Origin of the sequence: Rhodococcus sp. 06-470-2 (assembly GCF_002258235.1) — a bacterium.
Classification (GTDB): domain Bacteria; phylum Actinomycetota; class Actinomycetes; order Mycobacteriales; family Mycobacteriaceae; genus Rhodococcoides.
The window spans coordinates 224,235-240,254 of the sequence record NZ_NOYB01000016.1; the positions used below are offsets into that span (position 1 = coordinate 224,235).

The following is a 16,020-nucleotide window of genomic DNA, read 5'->3' on the forward strand; positions in this document are numbered from 1 at the left end:
TGGGCGGGGGTTTTTCCGTCTTTGTCTCGAGAAGGGCCACGACTGTGGTTGTCAAGATCTTCGGATGGTCGATCGCGGTCACCATCGTGTCCGTCATCGTGGCTTTTCTGTACGGCGGGATCGAGGCGATGATCCTCGTCCTCATCCTCGGTGTACTCGAGGTGTCGCTGTCCTTCGACAATGCCGTCATCAACGCCACCGTGTTGCGACGCATGAGCGAGTTCTGGCAGAAGATCTTCCTCACCATCGGCATCATCATCGCCGTGTTCGGCATGCGGCTGCTGTTCCCGCTGGTCATCGTCTGGGCTGCGTCGGGCCTCGGTCCGGTCGCCGCGATCGACCTGGCCCTCAACCCGCCCGCCGACGGTGCCGCAACGTTCCCGGACGGTTCACCTAGCTACGAGACGCTCCTCACCGACGCGCATCCGCAGATCGCTGCATTCGGTGGCATGTTCCTGCTGATGCTCTTCCTCGGATTCATCTTCGAGGATCGCGAGATCACCTGGTTGAGTTGGCTCGAAAAGCCGCTCGCCCGCATCGGTCGCCTCGATCAGCTCTCCGTGGTCGTCGCAGGCCTGCTGCTGGTCCTGAGCGCCGAATTCCTCGCCGAGGACGACAAGATCTCCACCGTCATGGTCTCCGGCGTGCTGGGCATGATCACCTACATTGCAGTGAACGGACTCGGTGAACTCTTCCACGTCGAAGAAGAGGGCGAAGAGTCCTCCGGCGGGCCGAGCGAACTGGCGAAGGCGACGGGTAAGGCCGGGTTCTTCCTGTTCCTCTACCTCGAGGTGCTCGACGCATCGTTCTCGTTCGACGGTGTCATCGGTGCGTTCGCCATCACCGCAGACCCGATCATCATCGCGCTCGGCCTGGGCTTCATCGGTGCGATGTTCGTCCGCTCGATCACGGTCTTCCTGGTTCGCAAGGGAACGTTGTCCGATTACGTGTACCTCGAGCACGGTGCGCACTGGGCGATCGGTGCGTTGTCCATCATCCTGCTGGTTTCGATCGGTGTACACATCAACGAGCTGATCACCGGCTTCGTGGGAATCCTGTTCATCGGGGCCGCCCTGCTGAGCAGTATTCGACGCAACAAACGCCTCGAGAACGAGGGCGTGGACACTGCCGTCAGCGTCTGACCGACGGCATCACCGACCCTGGTTCACAGCTCCGAGATATCGACGAGCCCGTCCTGCAGGGCGCGCGCGACGAGGGCCGCCTTGGTCGGTGCCGGCCGTCCGACGGAGGTGTACTTGGCCCGAATCCGGGTGAGGTGGGTGTTGACGGTGCCGAGCGAGAGAAACAGTGCCTTTGCCACTTCGGTCTTCGAGTCGTGTCGAATCCAGCAGAGCAGCACCTCGATCTCGCGGCCGGTCAGATCCGGTCGCGGCGGGAAGGGGCTCGTGGCGGCGGGAACGGGATGTATCTGCATCGGGGGTGGAACGAGGCTGATCGGACCGCGTGAACGGCGCGTCGTCGGGACTCCGGAGTCGTTCGCGGAGGGCAAGGGTTCGAGCAGTGCAGACATCTAATCTCCCGGACGCCGAAGTGAGTTGAGACCGACTAAACCAATGCGGTCGATTCTCACAGGTAATTCGCAGGTTTTCTGCCCTTATTATTTGGGGCATTGAACCGTCAACCGTCCTGTCAGAGTGTCACGAGGCTACGACAGACTTCTCTCCGACTGCATCGAGTTCGATCCGCACATCGGCGCTCAAGCCGCTGACCAGGATGAATACGATCTTCGCGCGTCCAGGCGGCAGTATCCGAGCGGTCACCACCCCGCCTGTCGCACCGCTGATCGCGTCGGACACCGCGGTGCTCACTCTGTCCGAAATTGTGGGATGAGCCATAGTGAGCCCGCCGTCGTCGAGCAGAATCACCTGCACTCCCCGTGCCCTGGCAGCCCGCGCGTGCGCGGCGACCTCGTCCGTCGTCAGTCCCGGTGCCCGCAGTCGATCCGGCAGAGTTGCTTCGAGAAGTCCGCAGGCCTGCCGTTCGGCGGTATCGAGACCGGACCCGCTGGCGATTTTTTCGAGTGGGGCCTGCATCAATCCTGTGGAGGTAGCTCGGGCATGGGGAGCCAGCCGTCCTCGACCGCACGCTTGTACAGATCGGTCTTCGTCGGTGCCGGACGCCCCGCCTCGGCGTATTTGTTGCGGATCCGCACCAAGTAGTCGTTGACGGTCTGCTCGGACAGTCCGGCCAGGCGGGCGACGCGTCCGGCTTTCTCGCCCGACGCGTAGAGGGCGAGTACTTCGCGTTGGCGTGGACTGAGTCCCACGTCCGGAAGCTGGGGATCGCCGTCGATCGCGGCAGCCCAGTCCGTCGTGACGACCTGTCCCCCGCTCGCGGCGCGCCGGATCGCGGAGACGATCGCTGCGGCCGGTGCCGACTTGCGAACTACGCCCAGTACGCCCGCACGAGCTGCCGAGCGAACCAGAAAGGCGTTCTCGGCACCGGTGTAGACGAGGACGCGCGCACCGGCGGCGTGCAGTTGCTCCACGTTGGAGCGGGGTGAGGACCCGTCACCGAGCCGAAGATCGAGTACCACCAGATCGAGTGTGGGCTGCTGGGCGAGCAACTCTGCGACGGTGGCGGCGGTGGACACCAGTTCCAGGTCGGGTTCGTCGGCGAGCATGGCCTTGAGTCCGAGCGCTACCGATTCGTGGTCCTCGACGAGGCCGACACGTCGTACTTCGGTGGCCCGATTTTCTGTGCTTTCCTGTGATCGCGACACCTGTGTCATGTCCCCGCCCCGCTCTGCGCCCTACTGCCCCGGTGATCCCGTCAGCGATGTCGCTGCTGGTCGGCGCGATGATACCGACTCCCGGTCTGTTTTGCCGCGCATCGGAATCCGCATGCGCGTACGGATGAACAGCACGAACAGCACCACCAGCAGCAGCGCCCGTCCCCACACCCCCACCAGAACGAAGAACTCCTCGTCCTCGGCGTCCACCCCGGAGGCCAATGCGGCGAAGTACTTGAACACGCCGATTCCCATCGACAGGTCCACGACCAGATACGCGGCGACGAGCGCCCACGGGACCCGAAGCAACACCAGGAACGGCAGCAGCCACAGCGTGTACTGCGGCGAGTGCACCTTGTGCAGCAGCATGAATCCGCACAGCATCGACCCGCTCACCGCGACCCACGGGTACGTTCCGAAAACCTTTGCCCGACGCCAGCCGAGCCACAGCGCAAGTGCGAACGCGGCGAACACCAGCAGCGGCGACGCGACATCGACCACATCCTGGAAGGACGCGTCGGCCTCCGCGTAGGCATCGGGAGTCATCTGGTCGCTGATGTAGAAGTGGCGCAGTCCCCAGTACCAGATGGAGTTGGTCGTCAGGTCTGCCTGCCTCAGCGACTGGAAGGTGAAGGATGCACGCCACCCCTCGTAACCGAGCACTGCGAACGGCAGGTTGATTGCGACGACCGTGCCGATCGCGGCACCGGCGACCATCAGACCGCCGCGGACGTCCCAGCGACCCCGGATGGTGTCGGCGGACTCGCGCCCGTCGATGCCGCCGGTGACCACGTACGCGATCAGGGGCAATACGAAAGCTCCCGGGTAGAGCTTGAGGCAGAATCCGACGGCCAACAGCACAGACGCGAGAATCGCTCTGCGCCGCAGCGGCATCGGCAGGGTCATGACGAAGATCGCGCCGACGGCAGCGGCCACGACCGGAAGTTCCCAGTTGTGGAAGGCGTACATCACCACAGGTGGGCCGATCGACCACAGCAACGCGGACCAGCCGGCCATCCGCCCGAGCATCCAGGCGGTGAGCAGACCGAACGGTGCCAGAATCAACGCCGAGGTCAGCAGGAACTGTGCATCGGTGTGAGCCGGGATTGCTCCGAGCCACATCAGCAACCCACTGAGGACGGGATACTCCACTGTCCCGCCGGTGAGGATCCCGTCGCTGGTGATGGCACCGTGAATGTAGGGAAAGATGTGATTGTCGATGTCTCGGCCGAGCCACAGGAATTGGATGTCGGAGTAGCAGACCGAGGAATCCTTGATGGCGTCGAACACCGTGCTGCGTCCGGAGGCGTCGAACGGCGCGACCGCGCATCGGGCCTTGTTCAGATATCCCAGAATCAATCCCAGCGCAGCCATCGCGACGACCACGACGACCGTCATCGGATTGGCGCGGACCCCGGATCGCATGGTGCAAGAGTATGACGCGTGAGGGCCGGACCGTGCGCCCGACGCGAATTAGCAGGTCAGGGCCCTGTCGTGTATCTTCGAGGGGTTGCTGACGCAACGACCCTCCTGCCACGGACAGTCCGTGGCCGTTTTCACTAGTCCACAGGAGGTGATGAGGTCTTATGCGTCATTACGAATTGATGGTCATTCTCGACCCCAATCTGGACGAGCGCACTGTCGCTCCGTCGCTCGACACGTTCCTCAACGTCGTTCGCAAGGATGGCGGCACCGTCGACAAGGTCGATGTGTGGGGCAAGCGTCGTCTGGCCTACGAAATCCTCAAGCATGCCGAGGGCATCTACGCCGTTGTGAACCTCAACGCCGAGCCTGCCACCGTCAGCGAGCTCGATCGTCAGCTCGGACTCAACGAGTCCGTTCTGCGCACGAAGGTCCTGCGACAGGGCAAGTAATTGTCGTTGCCCGCCTCTAGGCTGGCATCTACAACGCTTACTACTGAAAGAGGAACCATGGCAGGCGAGACCGTCATCACCGTCATCGGAAACTTGACGGCTGATCCAGAACTTCGATTCACCCCCGCCGGCGCGGCGGTTGCCAACTTCACGGTTGCATCCACCCCGCGCACATTCGATCGTCAGACGAACGAGTGGAAAGACGGCGACGCGCTCTTCATGCGCTGCAACATCTGGCGCGAGGCAGCGGAGAACGTTGCCGAGAGCTTGACCCGAGGCTCGCGAGTGATCGTGAGCGGACGGCTGCGGCAGCGCTCGTACGAGACGCGTGAGGGTGAGAAGCGGACAGTCGTCGAGCTCGAGGTAGACGAGATCGGACCTTCACTCCGCTACGCCACCGCAAAGGTCAACAAGGCCAACCGCGGTGGAGGTGGCGGCGGAGGCGGCTTCAACTCCGGCTCCGGCTCCGGTTCCTCCGGCGGATCGAGCGGCGGCCGCTCGAACTCCTCGTCCAACTCCGGTTCCGGCGGAGACGATCCCTGGGGCAGTGCCCCGGCGGCGTCGGGCTCCTTCGGCGGACGTGGCGGAGACGAAGAGCCACCGTTCTAGATCCTTCGATCGAGAACAACCAGATGTAACGGAGAAAGACCCATGCCCAAACCGCCATTGCGCGACAAGGTGCTCAAGAAGAAAGCGTGTTCCTTCTGCAAGGAAAAGAACACGTCGATCGATTACAAGGACACGACGTTGCTGCGTAAGTACGTCAGCGATCGCGGAAAGATCCGTGCTCGCCGTGTCACCGGCAACTGCGTCCAGCATCAGCGTGACGTGGCCGTTGCCGTGAAGAACTCGCGTGAGGTAGCACTGCTGCCTTACGCCGCGACGGCTCGATAGAAAGGGGCGATTGGTATGAAACTGATCCTCACCGCTGATGTGGACAACCTCGGTGCGCCTGGCGACACCGTAGAGGTCAAGGACGGCTACGGCCGTAACTTCCTGCTGCCCCGCGGATTGGCCATCCAGGCCACCCGTGGAGCTCAGAAGCAGGTCGACGGCATCCGCCGCGCTCAGGAAGCTCGTGCCGTCCGCGGCCTCGAGCACGCCAACGAGCTCAAGCAGGCCATCGAAGGCCTCGAGGCCGTCACGCTCTCCGTGAAGACCGCGGGCGACTCGGGCAAGCTGTTCGGCTCGGTCACCGCGTCGGACGTCGCTTCTGCTCTGAAGGCTGCCGGTGGCCCGGTCGTCGACAAGCGCAGCATCGATCTGCCGAAGGCTCACGTCAAGAGCACGGGCAAGCACGACATCGTCGTGAACCTGCACCCCGACGTGACCGCCAAGTTCAAGCTGGATGTCGTCGGAAGCTGATTTCAGCTTTCGGCCCGTTTCGGTCGAACAAAGCCCCACGAACCTCGGTTCGTGGGGCTTTTTCGTGTCTTCTCACAAAGATCAACTGTCGCAATGGGTTCCGATTTGTGAAGCATCTCTCTTCGGACGTTCGTGAGCAAAGCTTTGCGTACTCTTTAGGCGGGGCGACATCGAACATCATCACCAACTGGATTCACCCGACCTGACGCCTAGACGCCCGGAGGAACGCTGCCGTGACCACGACCGTGGAACCCGATTCCGACCCCAGTCCCGAGACCCGACTCGAGCCGCAGTCTCGCGTCGGGTCGATCCTGAAATACGACGTACCGGCCTCGTTGGTCGTTTTCCTTGTTGCAGTGCCACTTTCGATCGGTATCGCCGTCGCATCGGGCGCGCCGATCATGGCCGGTCTCATTGCCGCTGTGGTCGGCGGCATTCTTGCCGGCATACTCGGCGGATCACCGCTGCAGGTCAGTGGTCCCGCGGCAGGCCTGACCGTCGTGGTTGCCGAGTTGGTCAACCAATTCGGGTGGGGCGTAACGTGCGCCATCACCGTCCTGGCCGGTGCTGTGCAGATCCTGCTGGGAATGAGCCGGATTGCGCGCAGTGCGTTGGCCATCTCGCCCGTCGTGGTGCATGCGATGCTCGCCGGAATCGGTATAACCATTGCGCTGCAACAGATTCACGTGCTTCTCGGTGGGGAATCCGAAAGTTCTGCGGTCCAGAACGTCCTCGCCATCCCTACATCCGTCGCGAACGGCCAGTGGCCGTCGATCGTCGTCGGCGGAATTGTGGTCGTGCTGATGTTCGCCTGGCCACGGTTGAGCGAGTTGTCCGGCGTGCTGGCCAAGGTCACCAAGGTGCCGGCCGCCCTGGTCGCAGTGGTCACCGCCACCGCGGTCTCGATCTTCTTCTCACTCGATGTCGAACGAATCGAATTGCCCGGCAACCTGATCGAGTCCTTGAGCCTGCCGGTCATGCCCGACGGGCAGTGGAGTGCGTTCGTCACCGGCGTCATCACCATCGCGTTGATCGCCAGTGTCGAGAGTCTGCTCTCCGCGGTGGCCGTCGACAAGATGCACAGCGGTGAGCGCACCAACTTCGACCGTGAATTGATGGCTCAGGGTGCCGGCAACATGGCCTCAGGCGCCATCGGCGGTCTGCCGATCACCGGGGTGATCGTGCGCAGTGCCACCAACGTCAAGGTCGGTGCCAAGTCTCGGGCATCGGCGATTCTGCACGGCGTGTGGATTCTGATCTTCTCCGTACTGTTCATCTCGATCGTCGAACTGGTTCCCTTCGCAGCTCTGGCCGGGTTGCTGGTGATGATCGGTGTGCAGCTGATCAAGCTGGCGGACATCAAGATTGCGAACAAGACCGGAGACATCGCGGTCTATGCGGTCACGGTCGTCGGAGTGGTGGCGCTCAACCTGCTCGAGGGTGTGTTGATCGGTTTGGCACTGTCGATCATCCTCGTGCTGCGTCGGGTGGTGTGGGCGAAGGTCAGGGCCGAGGAAACCGTCGACGGCACCTGGCGTGTCACCACCGAGGGGTCGTTGAGCTTCCTCGCGCTCCCCCGGTTGACGCATGTGCTGTCCACTGTCCCGGCAGGCACGGCCGTCACGGTCCACCTCGGCGTAGACTTCCTCGACCATGCCGTGCACGACGCCTTGAACGAGTGGATGCGTCAGCACGAACTCGGCGGCGGCACAGTGAAAGTCGAAGAAGTGGGTACGGCGTCCATGGCGGCGGCTGCCGAAGGGCCACCCAAGCGTGGATCGGCGACGGTACGCAGTTCGTTGGCACCGTGGCGCGCCTGGCAGCTCAAGAGCGATGTCGCGCAGGAGGACTCGCCCGCGGCGCTGCGGCCGGTGTTGAGCGGCGTTGCGGAGTACCACCGCACGCATGCTCCCAACATCCGTCCGCACCTCGAGGGACTGACCGACAGCCAGGATCCGGACACTCTGTTTCTGTGCTGTGTGGATTCGCGAGTCATGCCGAACACGATCACCAGCAGCGGCCCGGGTGACCTGTTCACCGTCCGCAACATGGGCAACCTCGTTCCCGCTCAGGGGCAGGACTGCTCGGTGGAGGCGGCGCTGGCGTTCGGTGTCGATCAACTCGGGACCTCGTCGGTCGTGGTCTGTGGGCACTCGGGCTGCGGTGCCATGAAAGCGGTACTCAGCGGCCCTGAGAACGCCGCGGACGCCTCCGTCGCCGAGTGGTTGGGTTACGGGATGGCAAGCCTCGACGCGTATCGCAGCGGGCACGTGGTCGGTCGTCAGGCGGCGGAGCTCGGTTTCGGAGAGGCGGACCAACTGGCGATGGTGAACGTCGCAGTGCAGCTGCAGACGCTCACGCGGCATCGAGTCGTCGGTCGTGCCAACGCCGAGGGGCGCCTACGAATCACCGGCCTCTTCTTCGACATTCCGTCGGCACGAGTTCTGCAGATTGGTACCCAGGAGATCACGGTCCTCGACCCGGCGGACTGCCCGCAGAAGAGTGACTCCTGACGTCTCGGCGTGAGTGTCGAGGGGCCCGATTCCAAGAATGGGATCGGGCCTCTCGCGTCTAAACGGGAGAGTGGTCTGTTTCTGTGAGTGATCCCAGTCGGTGTGACCCAATTCACCCCTGGGTTCACCTGGCATTTACTCAACACGCCCGAGTTGTCAATTCGGCCGACACGCCGCTCCCGAATCGATGCACAGGAAGAAAACTTTATGTACACCCCTTGACCTGGCGAAGAACCTGAAAACCGGAAAGTTATACCCAGGTTGTCCACAGATGGTCAACACCGTTGTTCAACACCATCCACATTTCATCCACAGTTCCATCCACAGGCCATGTTGTGACTCCTGCCGATAGCGCTTAACGTCCGTGCAGCGTCTCTCTCGATGCCGTGCAGCGGCCTCCGGAGAGTGCGTATCCGGTGCCGAGCAGGACCTGTCGGTGCCCGGGGGTAGAACTTGCTACACAGCACCGCCGGGTGATATTCCACGGTGCCGACGACAATGGGGAGAGGACGGCCGGTTCGCGTGGCAGTTGTGGACGATCGAGGACAGTCCGACTACTCCGGCCCCTCCTCCAGCGAGGGACCCGGCGAGGATTTCGGTCGCCAGCCCCCACAGGACATGGCGGCCGAACAGTCCGTACTCGGCGGCATGCTGCTGAGCAAGGACGCGATTGCCGATGTGCTCGAAGTGCTCCGTCCCGGCGATTTCTATCGCCCGGCCCACCAGAACGTGTACGACGCGATCCTCGACCTCTACAGCCGCGGTGAGCCTGCCGACCCGGTCACCGTATCGGCCGAGCTGGACCGTCGCGGTGAGCTCAAGCGCATCGGCGGCCCCCCGTACCTGATCACCCTGACGCAGACGACGCCGACGGCAGCCAATGCCGGGTACTACGCCGAGATCGTCGCGGAGAAGTCGATTCTGCGCCGGCTCGTGCAGGCCGGTACCCGCATCGTGCAGTTCGGCTACGCCGGAGCCGACGGCCAGGACGTGGCCGAGGTGGTCGACCGTGCGCAGGCCGAGGTGTACGAGGTCACCGAACGCCGCACCTCCGAGGACTTCCTCCCCCTCGAGGAGTTGCTGCAGCCCACGATGGACGAAATCGACTCCATCGCTAGCCGTGGCGGCATATCCCTCGGCGTACCAACAGGATTCGCCGAACTCGACGAAATCACCAACGGCCTGCACCCGGGTCAGATGATCATCGTGGCGGCGAGGCCCGGCGTGGGTAAGTCGACCCTAAGTATGGATTTCATGCGTTCGTGCTCGATCAAGCACGGCATGCCCAGTGTCATTTTCTCCCTGGAAATGAGTCGTACCGAGATCGTCATGCGACTGTTGTCCGCCGAGGCGAAGATCAAGCTCGGTGACATGCGTTCGGGAAAGATGACCGACGACGACTGGACCAAGCTGGCCCGGCGCATGAGCGAGATCAGCGAAGCACCGCTCTTCGTCGACGACTCCCCGAACCTGACGATGATGGAGATCCGTGCCAAGGCACGTCGCCTCAAGCAGCGCAACGGACTGAAGCTCATTGTGGTGGACTACCTTCAGCTGATGTCGTCCGGCAAGAAGGTCGAATCCCGTCAGCAGGAGGTCTCGGACTTCTCCCGTCAGCTCAAGCTGTTGGCCAAGGAACTCGAATGCCCGGTGGTCGCGGTCTGCCAGCTCAACCGTGGCCCGGAGCAGCGAACCGACAAGAAGCCGATGGTCTCGGACCTCCGTGAGTCCGGCTCACTGGAGCAGGACGCCGACATGGTGATTCTGCTGCACCGCCCCGACGCAATCGAGCGCGACGACCCTCGTGGCGGTGAGGCCGACCTGATTCTCGGTAAGCACCGTAACGGCCCGACCGCGACAATCACTGTGGCACACCAACTTCACTTGTCCAGATTCGTGGACATGGCGCGGGGCTAGGGCCGACAGCGCTGGGTCGCGTATTCTCTTCAGGAATCAACCAAGCCCTTATCTCAGCATTCGACGAAAGTAATTCATGTCAGAGGACCAGCACACAGACGTTCCACCGAATCACCTCGCGATCGATCCGCGGAGCCCCTTCTACAACGAAGAGGTTCTTCGCCGGGACGTCGGTATTCGCTTCAACGGCGTCGAGAAGACCAGTGTTCGCGAATACAACGTGACCGAGGGTTGGGTGCGAGTCGAAGTCCCCACCGCGAAGGATCGCTACGGAAATCCCATGCTCGTCAAGCTCAAGGGCACGGTCGAACCGTACTTCCGCGACGCGAAATAGCGGTCTTCGACGTTCAGGTCCGGGGCTGCGACCAGTCGCGGCCATACAGATCTCGTCATAGTCCGGCACCAATGTAACTAGGCGGTCCTTCAAACACGCGCTGCAGCGCGAAAGAGCATCGCGGCGGCCGCGTCGGTGCGCGCGGAATCCTCCGTGGTGAAGCGGTCGAGCAGCAGCCCTCGGAATCCGGCCCCGACGATTGTCGCCTGAACCGAGGCCGCGGTCGAGTCCATCCCGCAGCGTGCCATCGCACTGGCCAAAGCGTCGGTCAGTGCCCGAACGCTCTCGCGTGCGAAGTCCGCGAGAACGCCGGACTTGATGGACGCAATGCCGATGACCTGCATAAGGATTCGTGAGCTGACCGCGTCTTCACCCTCGGACATCGACTTCCACAATTCGAGCAGTCGCCTCTCGAGTTGGTCGGCAGTGTCGACGTCGCCGAACATTTCCGCGAATGCCGGCCGCTGGCTGGTCAGTGCCTGCACGATCAAGTTCTCACGAGAATCGAAGTAGTAGATCAACATTCGCGAGCTGGTGCCGAGTTCGGCGGCCAGGGGGCGAAGGGTCAGATCGTCGAGACCGTGAGTGCCGATGTAGTCGACGACGCGGCCGAGCAGTTCGGCACGCTTGTCGTGATCGAGGGGACGGGCCATGAGTTGACTGTACCGGTCGCTACATGTACTGATGGTGGGTATGAGTGAACCGATCGCTACACAAACGCATCCACGCAATGCGGTCGTGACCGGGTACGTAGCCTCGACGGCACTGGCCGACGACGCCGATGAAACCTGGAAGCGTCTGCTCGACGGCCAGAGCGGCATTGGCCGCCTCGAGAACGACTTCGTGTCGGAATACGATCTGCCGGTTCGCATCGGAGGCGTTTTGCAGATGGCGCTCTCCGATCATCTGACCCGCGTGGAGCAGCGGAGACTGTCCTTCGTCGGGCAGTTGGCGGTAGTGCTCGGACGGCGTCTGTGGAGTGATTCCGGGCTCGCTGATATGGACCCGGATCGACTTGCCGTGGCAGTGGGCACCGGATTGGGCGGCGGCGACGCTCTGATCGGTGCAGTCGACGCCATGAGGGCAGGTGGCTACCGAAAGGTGTCGCCGATGTCGGTACCGATGGTGATGCCCAACGGACCTGCCGCGCACATCGGACTCGAGGTCGGCGCGCGGGCGGGGGTGTTCACTCCGGTGTCGGCATGCTCGTCGGGTTCGGAGGCGTTGGCTCACGCATGGAGACTGATCGCGACGGGTGAGGCAGACGTCGTGATCACTGGAGGCGTCGAAGGACATATCGATGCGGTGCCGATAGCCGGCTTCTCGATGATGCGCGCGATGAGCACCCGCAACGACGAGCCGACGCGCGCTTCGAGGCCTTTCGATCGTGACCGTGACGGTTTCGTGTTCGGTGAAGCCGGGGCGTTGCTGATCGTGGAGTCGGAGCGGCATGCAGTAGCTCGCGGTGCGCATATTCACGGCCGCCTTCTCGGTGCCGGCATCACCTCGGACGGGTTTCATATCGTGGCACCGGATCCGGAGGGTCGGGGAATTCGCAAGGCAATGGAAAAGGCCATCGACACAGCGGGTTTGAGTGCTCAGGACATCGGTCACGTCAATGCACATGCAACTGCGACTCCAGTAGGTGATCTGTCGGAGGCCAAGGCTATTGCCGCCACTGTGGGTCACGCGTGCGTCTACGCACCGAAGTCCGCACTCGGTCATTCCATCGGTGCTGTCGGCGCACTGGAGGCGATCCTGACAATGCTCTCGATCAGAGATTCGGTGGTGCCGCCCACTCTGAACCTCGACAATCAGGACCCTGCAATCGATCTCGATGTCGTTCGTTCGAGGCGGAGCCAGAAGATCGACTATGCATTGAGTACGTCGATCGGGTTCGGCGGACACAACGTCGCCCTCGTGTCGGAGCTTTACTGATCAGATTCGGTATCGGATCAGTCGGGAGCTGTTGCCGACCACCGCGACCGAGGACGCGTTGTGCAGGATCGCGGCGAGCACCGGAGAGAGTGCTCCACCGGCGCTGACCAGGAGGCCCAGAGCGTTCACGGCGATCGACATTCCGTAGTTCTGCCGGATCACCGATACCGAGTGCCGACCGAGATCGCGAACGTCGAGCAACCGTGTCAGGTCGTCGCTGGCCAGAGCTACGTCGGCCGTTTCGACGGCAACATCGGTGCCCGCCAATCCCATTGCGATACCGATATCTGCGACGGCGAGCGCGGGAGCGTCGTTGGTGCCGTCTCCGACCATCGCGACGACGTATCCCTCTTCTTGGAGTTTGCGGACGGCGTCGAGTTTGTCGTCGGGCATCACCTCGGCTCGCCACTCGGCGATGCCCAGTTCGGCGGCGACGGCCGCGGCGGTCTCCGGGTGATCTCCGGTGAGCATGACGATCCGTTCCACACCGTCGGCGCGGAGCGCGTTCAATACGTCCAGAGCATTGGATCGGACCTCGTCACGCAGGCTGATCAACCCGACCAGTACGCCGTCCACCGCCAGCAGCAGCGGAGTCTCGGCCTCACGCTGCAAGCGCGAAACCCATTCGGCCGCATGGTCGGAGACGGTGACGTTCTCGCTGCGCAGCAGTGACGGGCTGCCCAGCAGCAGAGTCCGACCGTCTGCGACGGTACGCATGCCGAGGCCGACGAGTACTTCGCATTCCTCGTGCGGAGGAATCACGATATGGCGTTCCTCGGTGCTGCGAATCACGGCCTCCGCCAACGGATGCCGAGAGTGGATCTCGGAACTGGCGGCATACGCCAGCACCTGCTCCGGCTCCCAGTCGTCCTGGAATGACACGACATTGGTGACGACCGGGCGTCCGACGGTGAGGGTCCCGGTCTTGTCGAACACGAAGGCATCGACCCTGCCTGCTTGTTCCAGGTGCGATCCGCCCTTGATGAGAATCCCCCGGCGAGCACCGTTTCCGATGGCGGCGCTGATGGCCGTCGGAGTCGACAGACCCACCGCACACGGGCACGCGACGAGCAGCATGGTCATCGCCCGTCGGACATCGCGGGTGACCAGGAGCGTGAGGCCCGACAGGATGAACGACGCGGGTACGAAGCGGCGTGAGAAGTTCTCTCCCACAGTCTGAATCGGGGCGCGGTCTTCCTGTGCCTCCTCGACGCGCGAGATGATGCGGCCGATCGTCGTATCGCGGCCTACCGCAGACGCGCGGACGACGATGCGTCCACGGACAACGACGGACCCGGCATGGATCCTGTCGCCTGCAGCTATCGACACCGGCAATGTCTCACCGGTGATGGCGGATTGGTCGACCACCGCGTCACCGTCTACGACGGTCCCGTCAACGGGCACGCCGACGTGATCGTGCACGACGACTTCGTCGCCGATCTCCAGCCGGTCGACGTCGACGGAGATCTCGGAACCGGCCGGAAGGCGAATCCACGCGGTGTCCTGCGTGCCGGTCAGGAGATCGGAGATCGCGCGACGAGTGCGCTTGAGCGTCAGCTCCTGCAGATATTCACCGATGTTGAGCAGCCACAGCACGGTCAGGGCAACAACGTTCTCACGGAGCACCAGACTGGCCACGGTGGCGGCGCTGACGAGTGCGTCGGTCCCGGCGGACCGGTTTCCGGTCAGCGAGCGCAGCGCTCCCTTCAGGAATGGATAGCCGGTGAAGATGGTGGCGCCGGTCGCCACGACGCGGCTGGTGGGTCCGAGGAGGGGCGGCCGTCGGAAGGCGTAGCGACGGAAGCCGAGCAGGACCAGGGCCGCTCCGCCGATGGTCATGCGTAGGACATCACCGCTGGTGACGTCCGCAGAGCGTGGGCTTCGGACGGGCACAAGTCCCCAGTCGGTGGTGCGACCTGCGTTCACGGCATCGAACAGCTCGGCCCGGTCGATGCGCGAGCGGGAGTACCAGATGACGACCGATGCGGTGCGGGGGTACGCGTGGACAGCTCGAACGCCGCGAATCTTGTCGACGTGATCTTCGACGGCGACCGCGCGACCCGGACTCGATCGAAGCCAGTCGACGCGAAGCCGCATGCGGCCGGCGGCATCGGACAGGATCTCGATGCCATCCGCGCGGTCGGGAGCTGCATCGAGGGAATGTTCGACGAGCATCGTCATGTTCGGCCGACTGCCGTGATCAGTGCGAGTGGCCGTGGCCGACTTCGGTGGCCGAGGGTGGCGGCACTTCTTCGCCGAGCCGGTCCCGCGCCTCCGCAACAACATCGGACACGGCCAGACGTGCTGACTCGGCGTGGATTTCGGCCTTTCGTGCGGCACGGAGACCGAGCTCGGTTGCCGACACCGCGACCTTGCGGACGGGAGCCTTGTCGTACAGCTTCTTGGCACCGTTGTACGCGGCGACGCCGACTGCGCCTGTTACGACCGTCGATACTGCTTTCGCGACGATGATCGGAAACGCCATGTTGTAGCTCCTCGAAGTCGAACCTGCACCCACTTATTGGGAATCATATTCGTTTTGCTCGGATGTGGCGACTCCCGGGGTTGGGGCGTCTCACCGGCTCGGCTTCGTGGTGCGGAAAGCCCTTGTGACATAGGGCAGTTCGATCGTCCTCGATCCCTCGAGACCCAATTCGTCGAACAGTGCAGTGAGATCCCGATCGATGCGGTTGCGCTCATCGGGGGTCGCGGTGATGTAGAAGCTGCGCGACCGAACCAGATCGGTCAACTGGGACCGGCTCACCGTGCGCGACCACGCCCACCGCTCCTCGTCGAGCCGGCGGAACGGTTCTGCGATCGGCGGTGGACCGTCGTCGAACATGGTCAGCGCTCCACCGCGCGAGACCACCGAGTTCAGTCGCCGAACCCACGAGTGCGACTCGTCGCGAATGTTCCAGATGAGTCCCAGGGTGCCACCTGGGCGGAGAACCCGGCCGATCTCGCGTGACGCGGCCACCGGCTCGACCCAGTGCCACGTCTGTCCGAGCAGGACGGCATCGACGCTCTCATCATCCAGCGGCAGGGACTCGGCAGTGCCGACGTGGGCGGGAACTCCGGGCACTGCAACGCGCAGGGCGTCGAGCATGGCGGGATCAGGATCGACCGCGACGGCGTCGCACCCGGCGGCGACGATGATGCGGGTGAGCTTGCCGGTCCCGGCACCGACGTCGGCGACAAGAGGCCGCCCGCCCGACTCGAGTACGGGTTCAAGCATCCACTCGACCGCGGCCGACGGGTATTCGGGGCGAGCAGATTCGTACACGTCGGCGACGGTCCCGAACGATGTAGAGCTGTTATCTCGGCTAA

The 16,020-nt window shown here is 63.4% G+C and carries 17 protein-coding genes; 9 read left to right on the plus strand and 8 right to left on the minus strand.

Annotated features, from left to right (window positions below; all coding sequences use genetic code 11):
- Positions 1-44 precede the first annotated feature (44 nt).
- On the plus strand, positions 45-1,142 hold the full coding sequence (locus CH276_RS10055; RefSeq protein WP_094629055.1) for a DUF475 domain-containing protein: 1,098 nt from the start codon (positions 45-47) through the stop codon (positions 1,140-1,142).
- A gap of 23 nt (positions 1,143-1,165) precedes the next feature.
- Here the strand turns inward: CH276_RS10055 and CH276_RS10060 are convergent, their stop codons facing one another.
- From CH276_RS10060 to CH276_RS10075, 4 genes are all read right to left on the minus strand, one after another.
- A complete protein-coding gene (locus CH276_RS10060; RefSeq protein ID WP_032396930.1) occupies positions 1,166-1,531 on the minus strand; it encodes a helix-turn-helix transcriptional regulator in 366 nt (121 codons plus the stop codon).
- A 127-nt stretch (positions 1,532-1,658) separates the two neighbouring features.
- Positions 1,659-2,054 carry a hypothetical protein gene (locus tag CH276_RS10065; protein ID WP_094629056.1) on the minus strand — a complete coding sequence of 132 codons (396 nt, stop codon included), beginning with the start codon at positions 2,052-2,054 and terminating at the stop codon, positions 1,659-1,661.
- Positions 2,054-2,752, minus strand: coding sequence for a response regulator transcription factor (locus CH276_RS10070; RefSeq protein WP_094629057.1), 699 nt, complete (start codon positions 2,750-2,752; stop codon positions 2,054-2,056). The genes CH276_RS10065 and CH276_RS10070 overlap by 1 nt, the downstream gene beginning before the upstream one ends.
- Positions 2,753-2,773: 21 nt before the next feature.
- On the minus strand, positions 2,774-4,177 hold the full coding sequence (locus CH276_RS10075) for a glycosyltransferase family 87 protein (RefSeq protein WP_094629058.1): 1,404 nt from the start codon (positions 4,175-4,177) through the stop codon (positions 2,774-2,776).
- Between the two features lie 161 nt (positions 4,178-4,338).
- Here CH276_RS10075 and rpsF point away from each other — a divergent pair, with 161 nt between their 5' ends.
- The 7 genes from rpsF (at position 4,339) to CH276_RS10110 (ending at position 10,755) form a co-directional block, all read left to right on the plus strand.
- Entirely contained in the window at positions 4,339-4,626 is a 288-nt protein-coding gene (rpsF, locus tag CH276_RS10080) for a 30S ribosomal protein S6 (protein WP_008711385.1), read from the plus strand.
- A 57-nt stretch (positions 4,627-4,683) separates the two neighbouring features.
- A complete protein-coding gene (locus tag CH276_RS10085) occupies positions 4,684-5,235 on the plus strand; it encodes a single-stranded DNA-binding protein (protein ID WP_032378699.1) in 552 nt (183 codons plus the stop codon).
- A gap of 42 nt (positions 5,236-5,277) precedes the next feature.
- Entirely contained in the window at positions 5,278-5,520 is a 243-nt protein-coding gene (rpsR, locus tag CH276_RS10090) for a 30S ribosomal protein S18 (RefSeq protein WP_032396926.1), read from the plus strand.
- A gap of 15 nt (positions 5,521-5,535) precedes the next feature.
- Positions 5,536-5,991, plus strand: coding sequence for a 50S ribosomal protein L9 (rplI, locus tag CH276_RS10095; RefSeq protein WP_032396925.1), 456 nt, complete (start codon positions 5,536-5,538; stop codon positions 5,989-5,991).
- A 233-nt stretch (positions 5,992-6,224) separates the two neighbouring features.
- A complete protein-coding gene (locus CH276_RS10100; protein ID WP_032396924.1) occupies positions 6,225-8,504 on the plus strand; it encodes a SulP family inorganic anion transporter in 2,280 nt (759 codons plus the stop codon).
- Between the two features lie 522 nt (positions 8,505-9,026).
- Complete coding sequence (gene dnaB, locus CH276_RS10105) at positions 9,027-10,421, plus strand: replicative DNA helicase (protein WP_032396923.1); 1,395 nt, start codon at positions 9,027-9,029, stop codon at positions 10,419-10,421.
- Positions 10,422-10,497: 76 nt separating this feature from the next.
- Complete coding sequence (locus CH276_RS10110) at positions 10,498-10,755, plus strand: DUF3297 family protein (protein ID WP_032396922.1); 258 nt, start codon at positions 10,498-10,500, stop codon at positions 10,753-10,755.
- An 89-nt stretch (positions 10,756-10,844) separates the two neighbouring features.
- Here CH276_RS10110 and CH276_RS10115 read toward each other — a convergent pair whose 3' ends face one another.
- On the minus strand, positions 10,845-11,408 hold the full coding sequence (locus CH276_RS10115; protein ID WP_094629059.1) for a TetR family transcriptional regulator: 564 nt from the start codon (positions 11,406-11,408) through the stop codon (positions 10,845-10,847).
- A 40-nt stretch (positions 11,409-11,448) separates the two neighbouring features.
- Here CH276_RS10115 and CH276_RS10120 point away from each other — a divergent pair, with 40 nt between their 5' ends.
- Positions 11,449-12,693 carry a KasA/KasB family beta-ketoacyl-ACP synthase gene (locus CH276_RS10120; RefSeq protein WP_094629218.1) on the plus strand — a complete coding sequence of 415 codons (1,245 nt, stop codon included), beginning with the start codon at positions 11,449-11,451 and terminating at the stop codon, positions 12,691-12,693.
- Here CH276_RS10120 and CH276_RS10125 read toward each other — a convergent pair whose 3' ends face one another.
- The 3 genes from CH276_RS10125 to CH276_RS10135 form a co-directional block, all read right to left on the minus strand.
- Complete coding sequence (locus CH276_RS10125) at positions 12,694-14,868, minus strand: heavy metal translocating P-type ATPase (RefSeq protein WP_094629219.1); 2,175 nt, start codon at positions 14,866-14,868, stop codon at positions 12,694-12,696.
- A 25-nt stretch (positions 14,869-14,893) separates the two neighbouring features.
- Positions 14,894-15,178, minus strand: coding sequence for a DUF1490 family protein (locus CH276_RS10130; protein WP_032396920.1), 285 nt, complete (start codon positions 15,176-15,178; stop codon positions 14,894-14,896).
- A 90-nt stretch (positions 15,179-15,268) separates the two neighbouring features.
- A complete protein-coding gene (locus tag CH276_RS10135; RefSeq protein ID WP_217901357.1) occupies positions 15,269-15,928 on the minus strand; it encodes a class I SAM-dependent methyltransferase in 660 nt (219 codons plus the stop codon).
- Positions 15,929-16,020 lie beyond the last annotated feature (92 nt).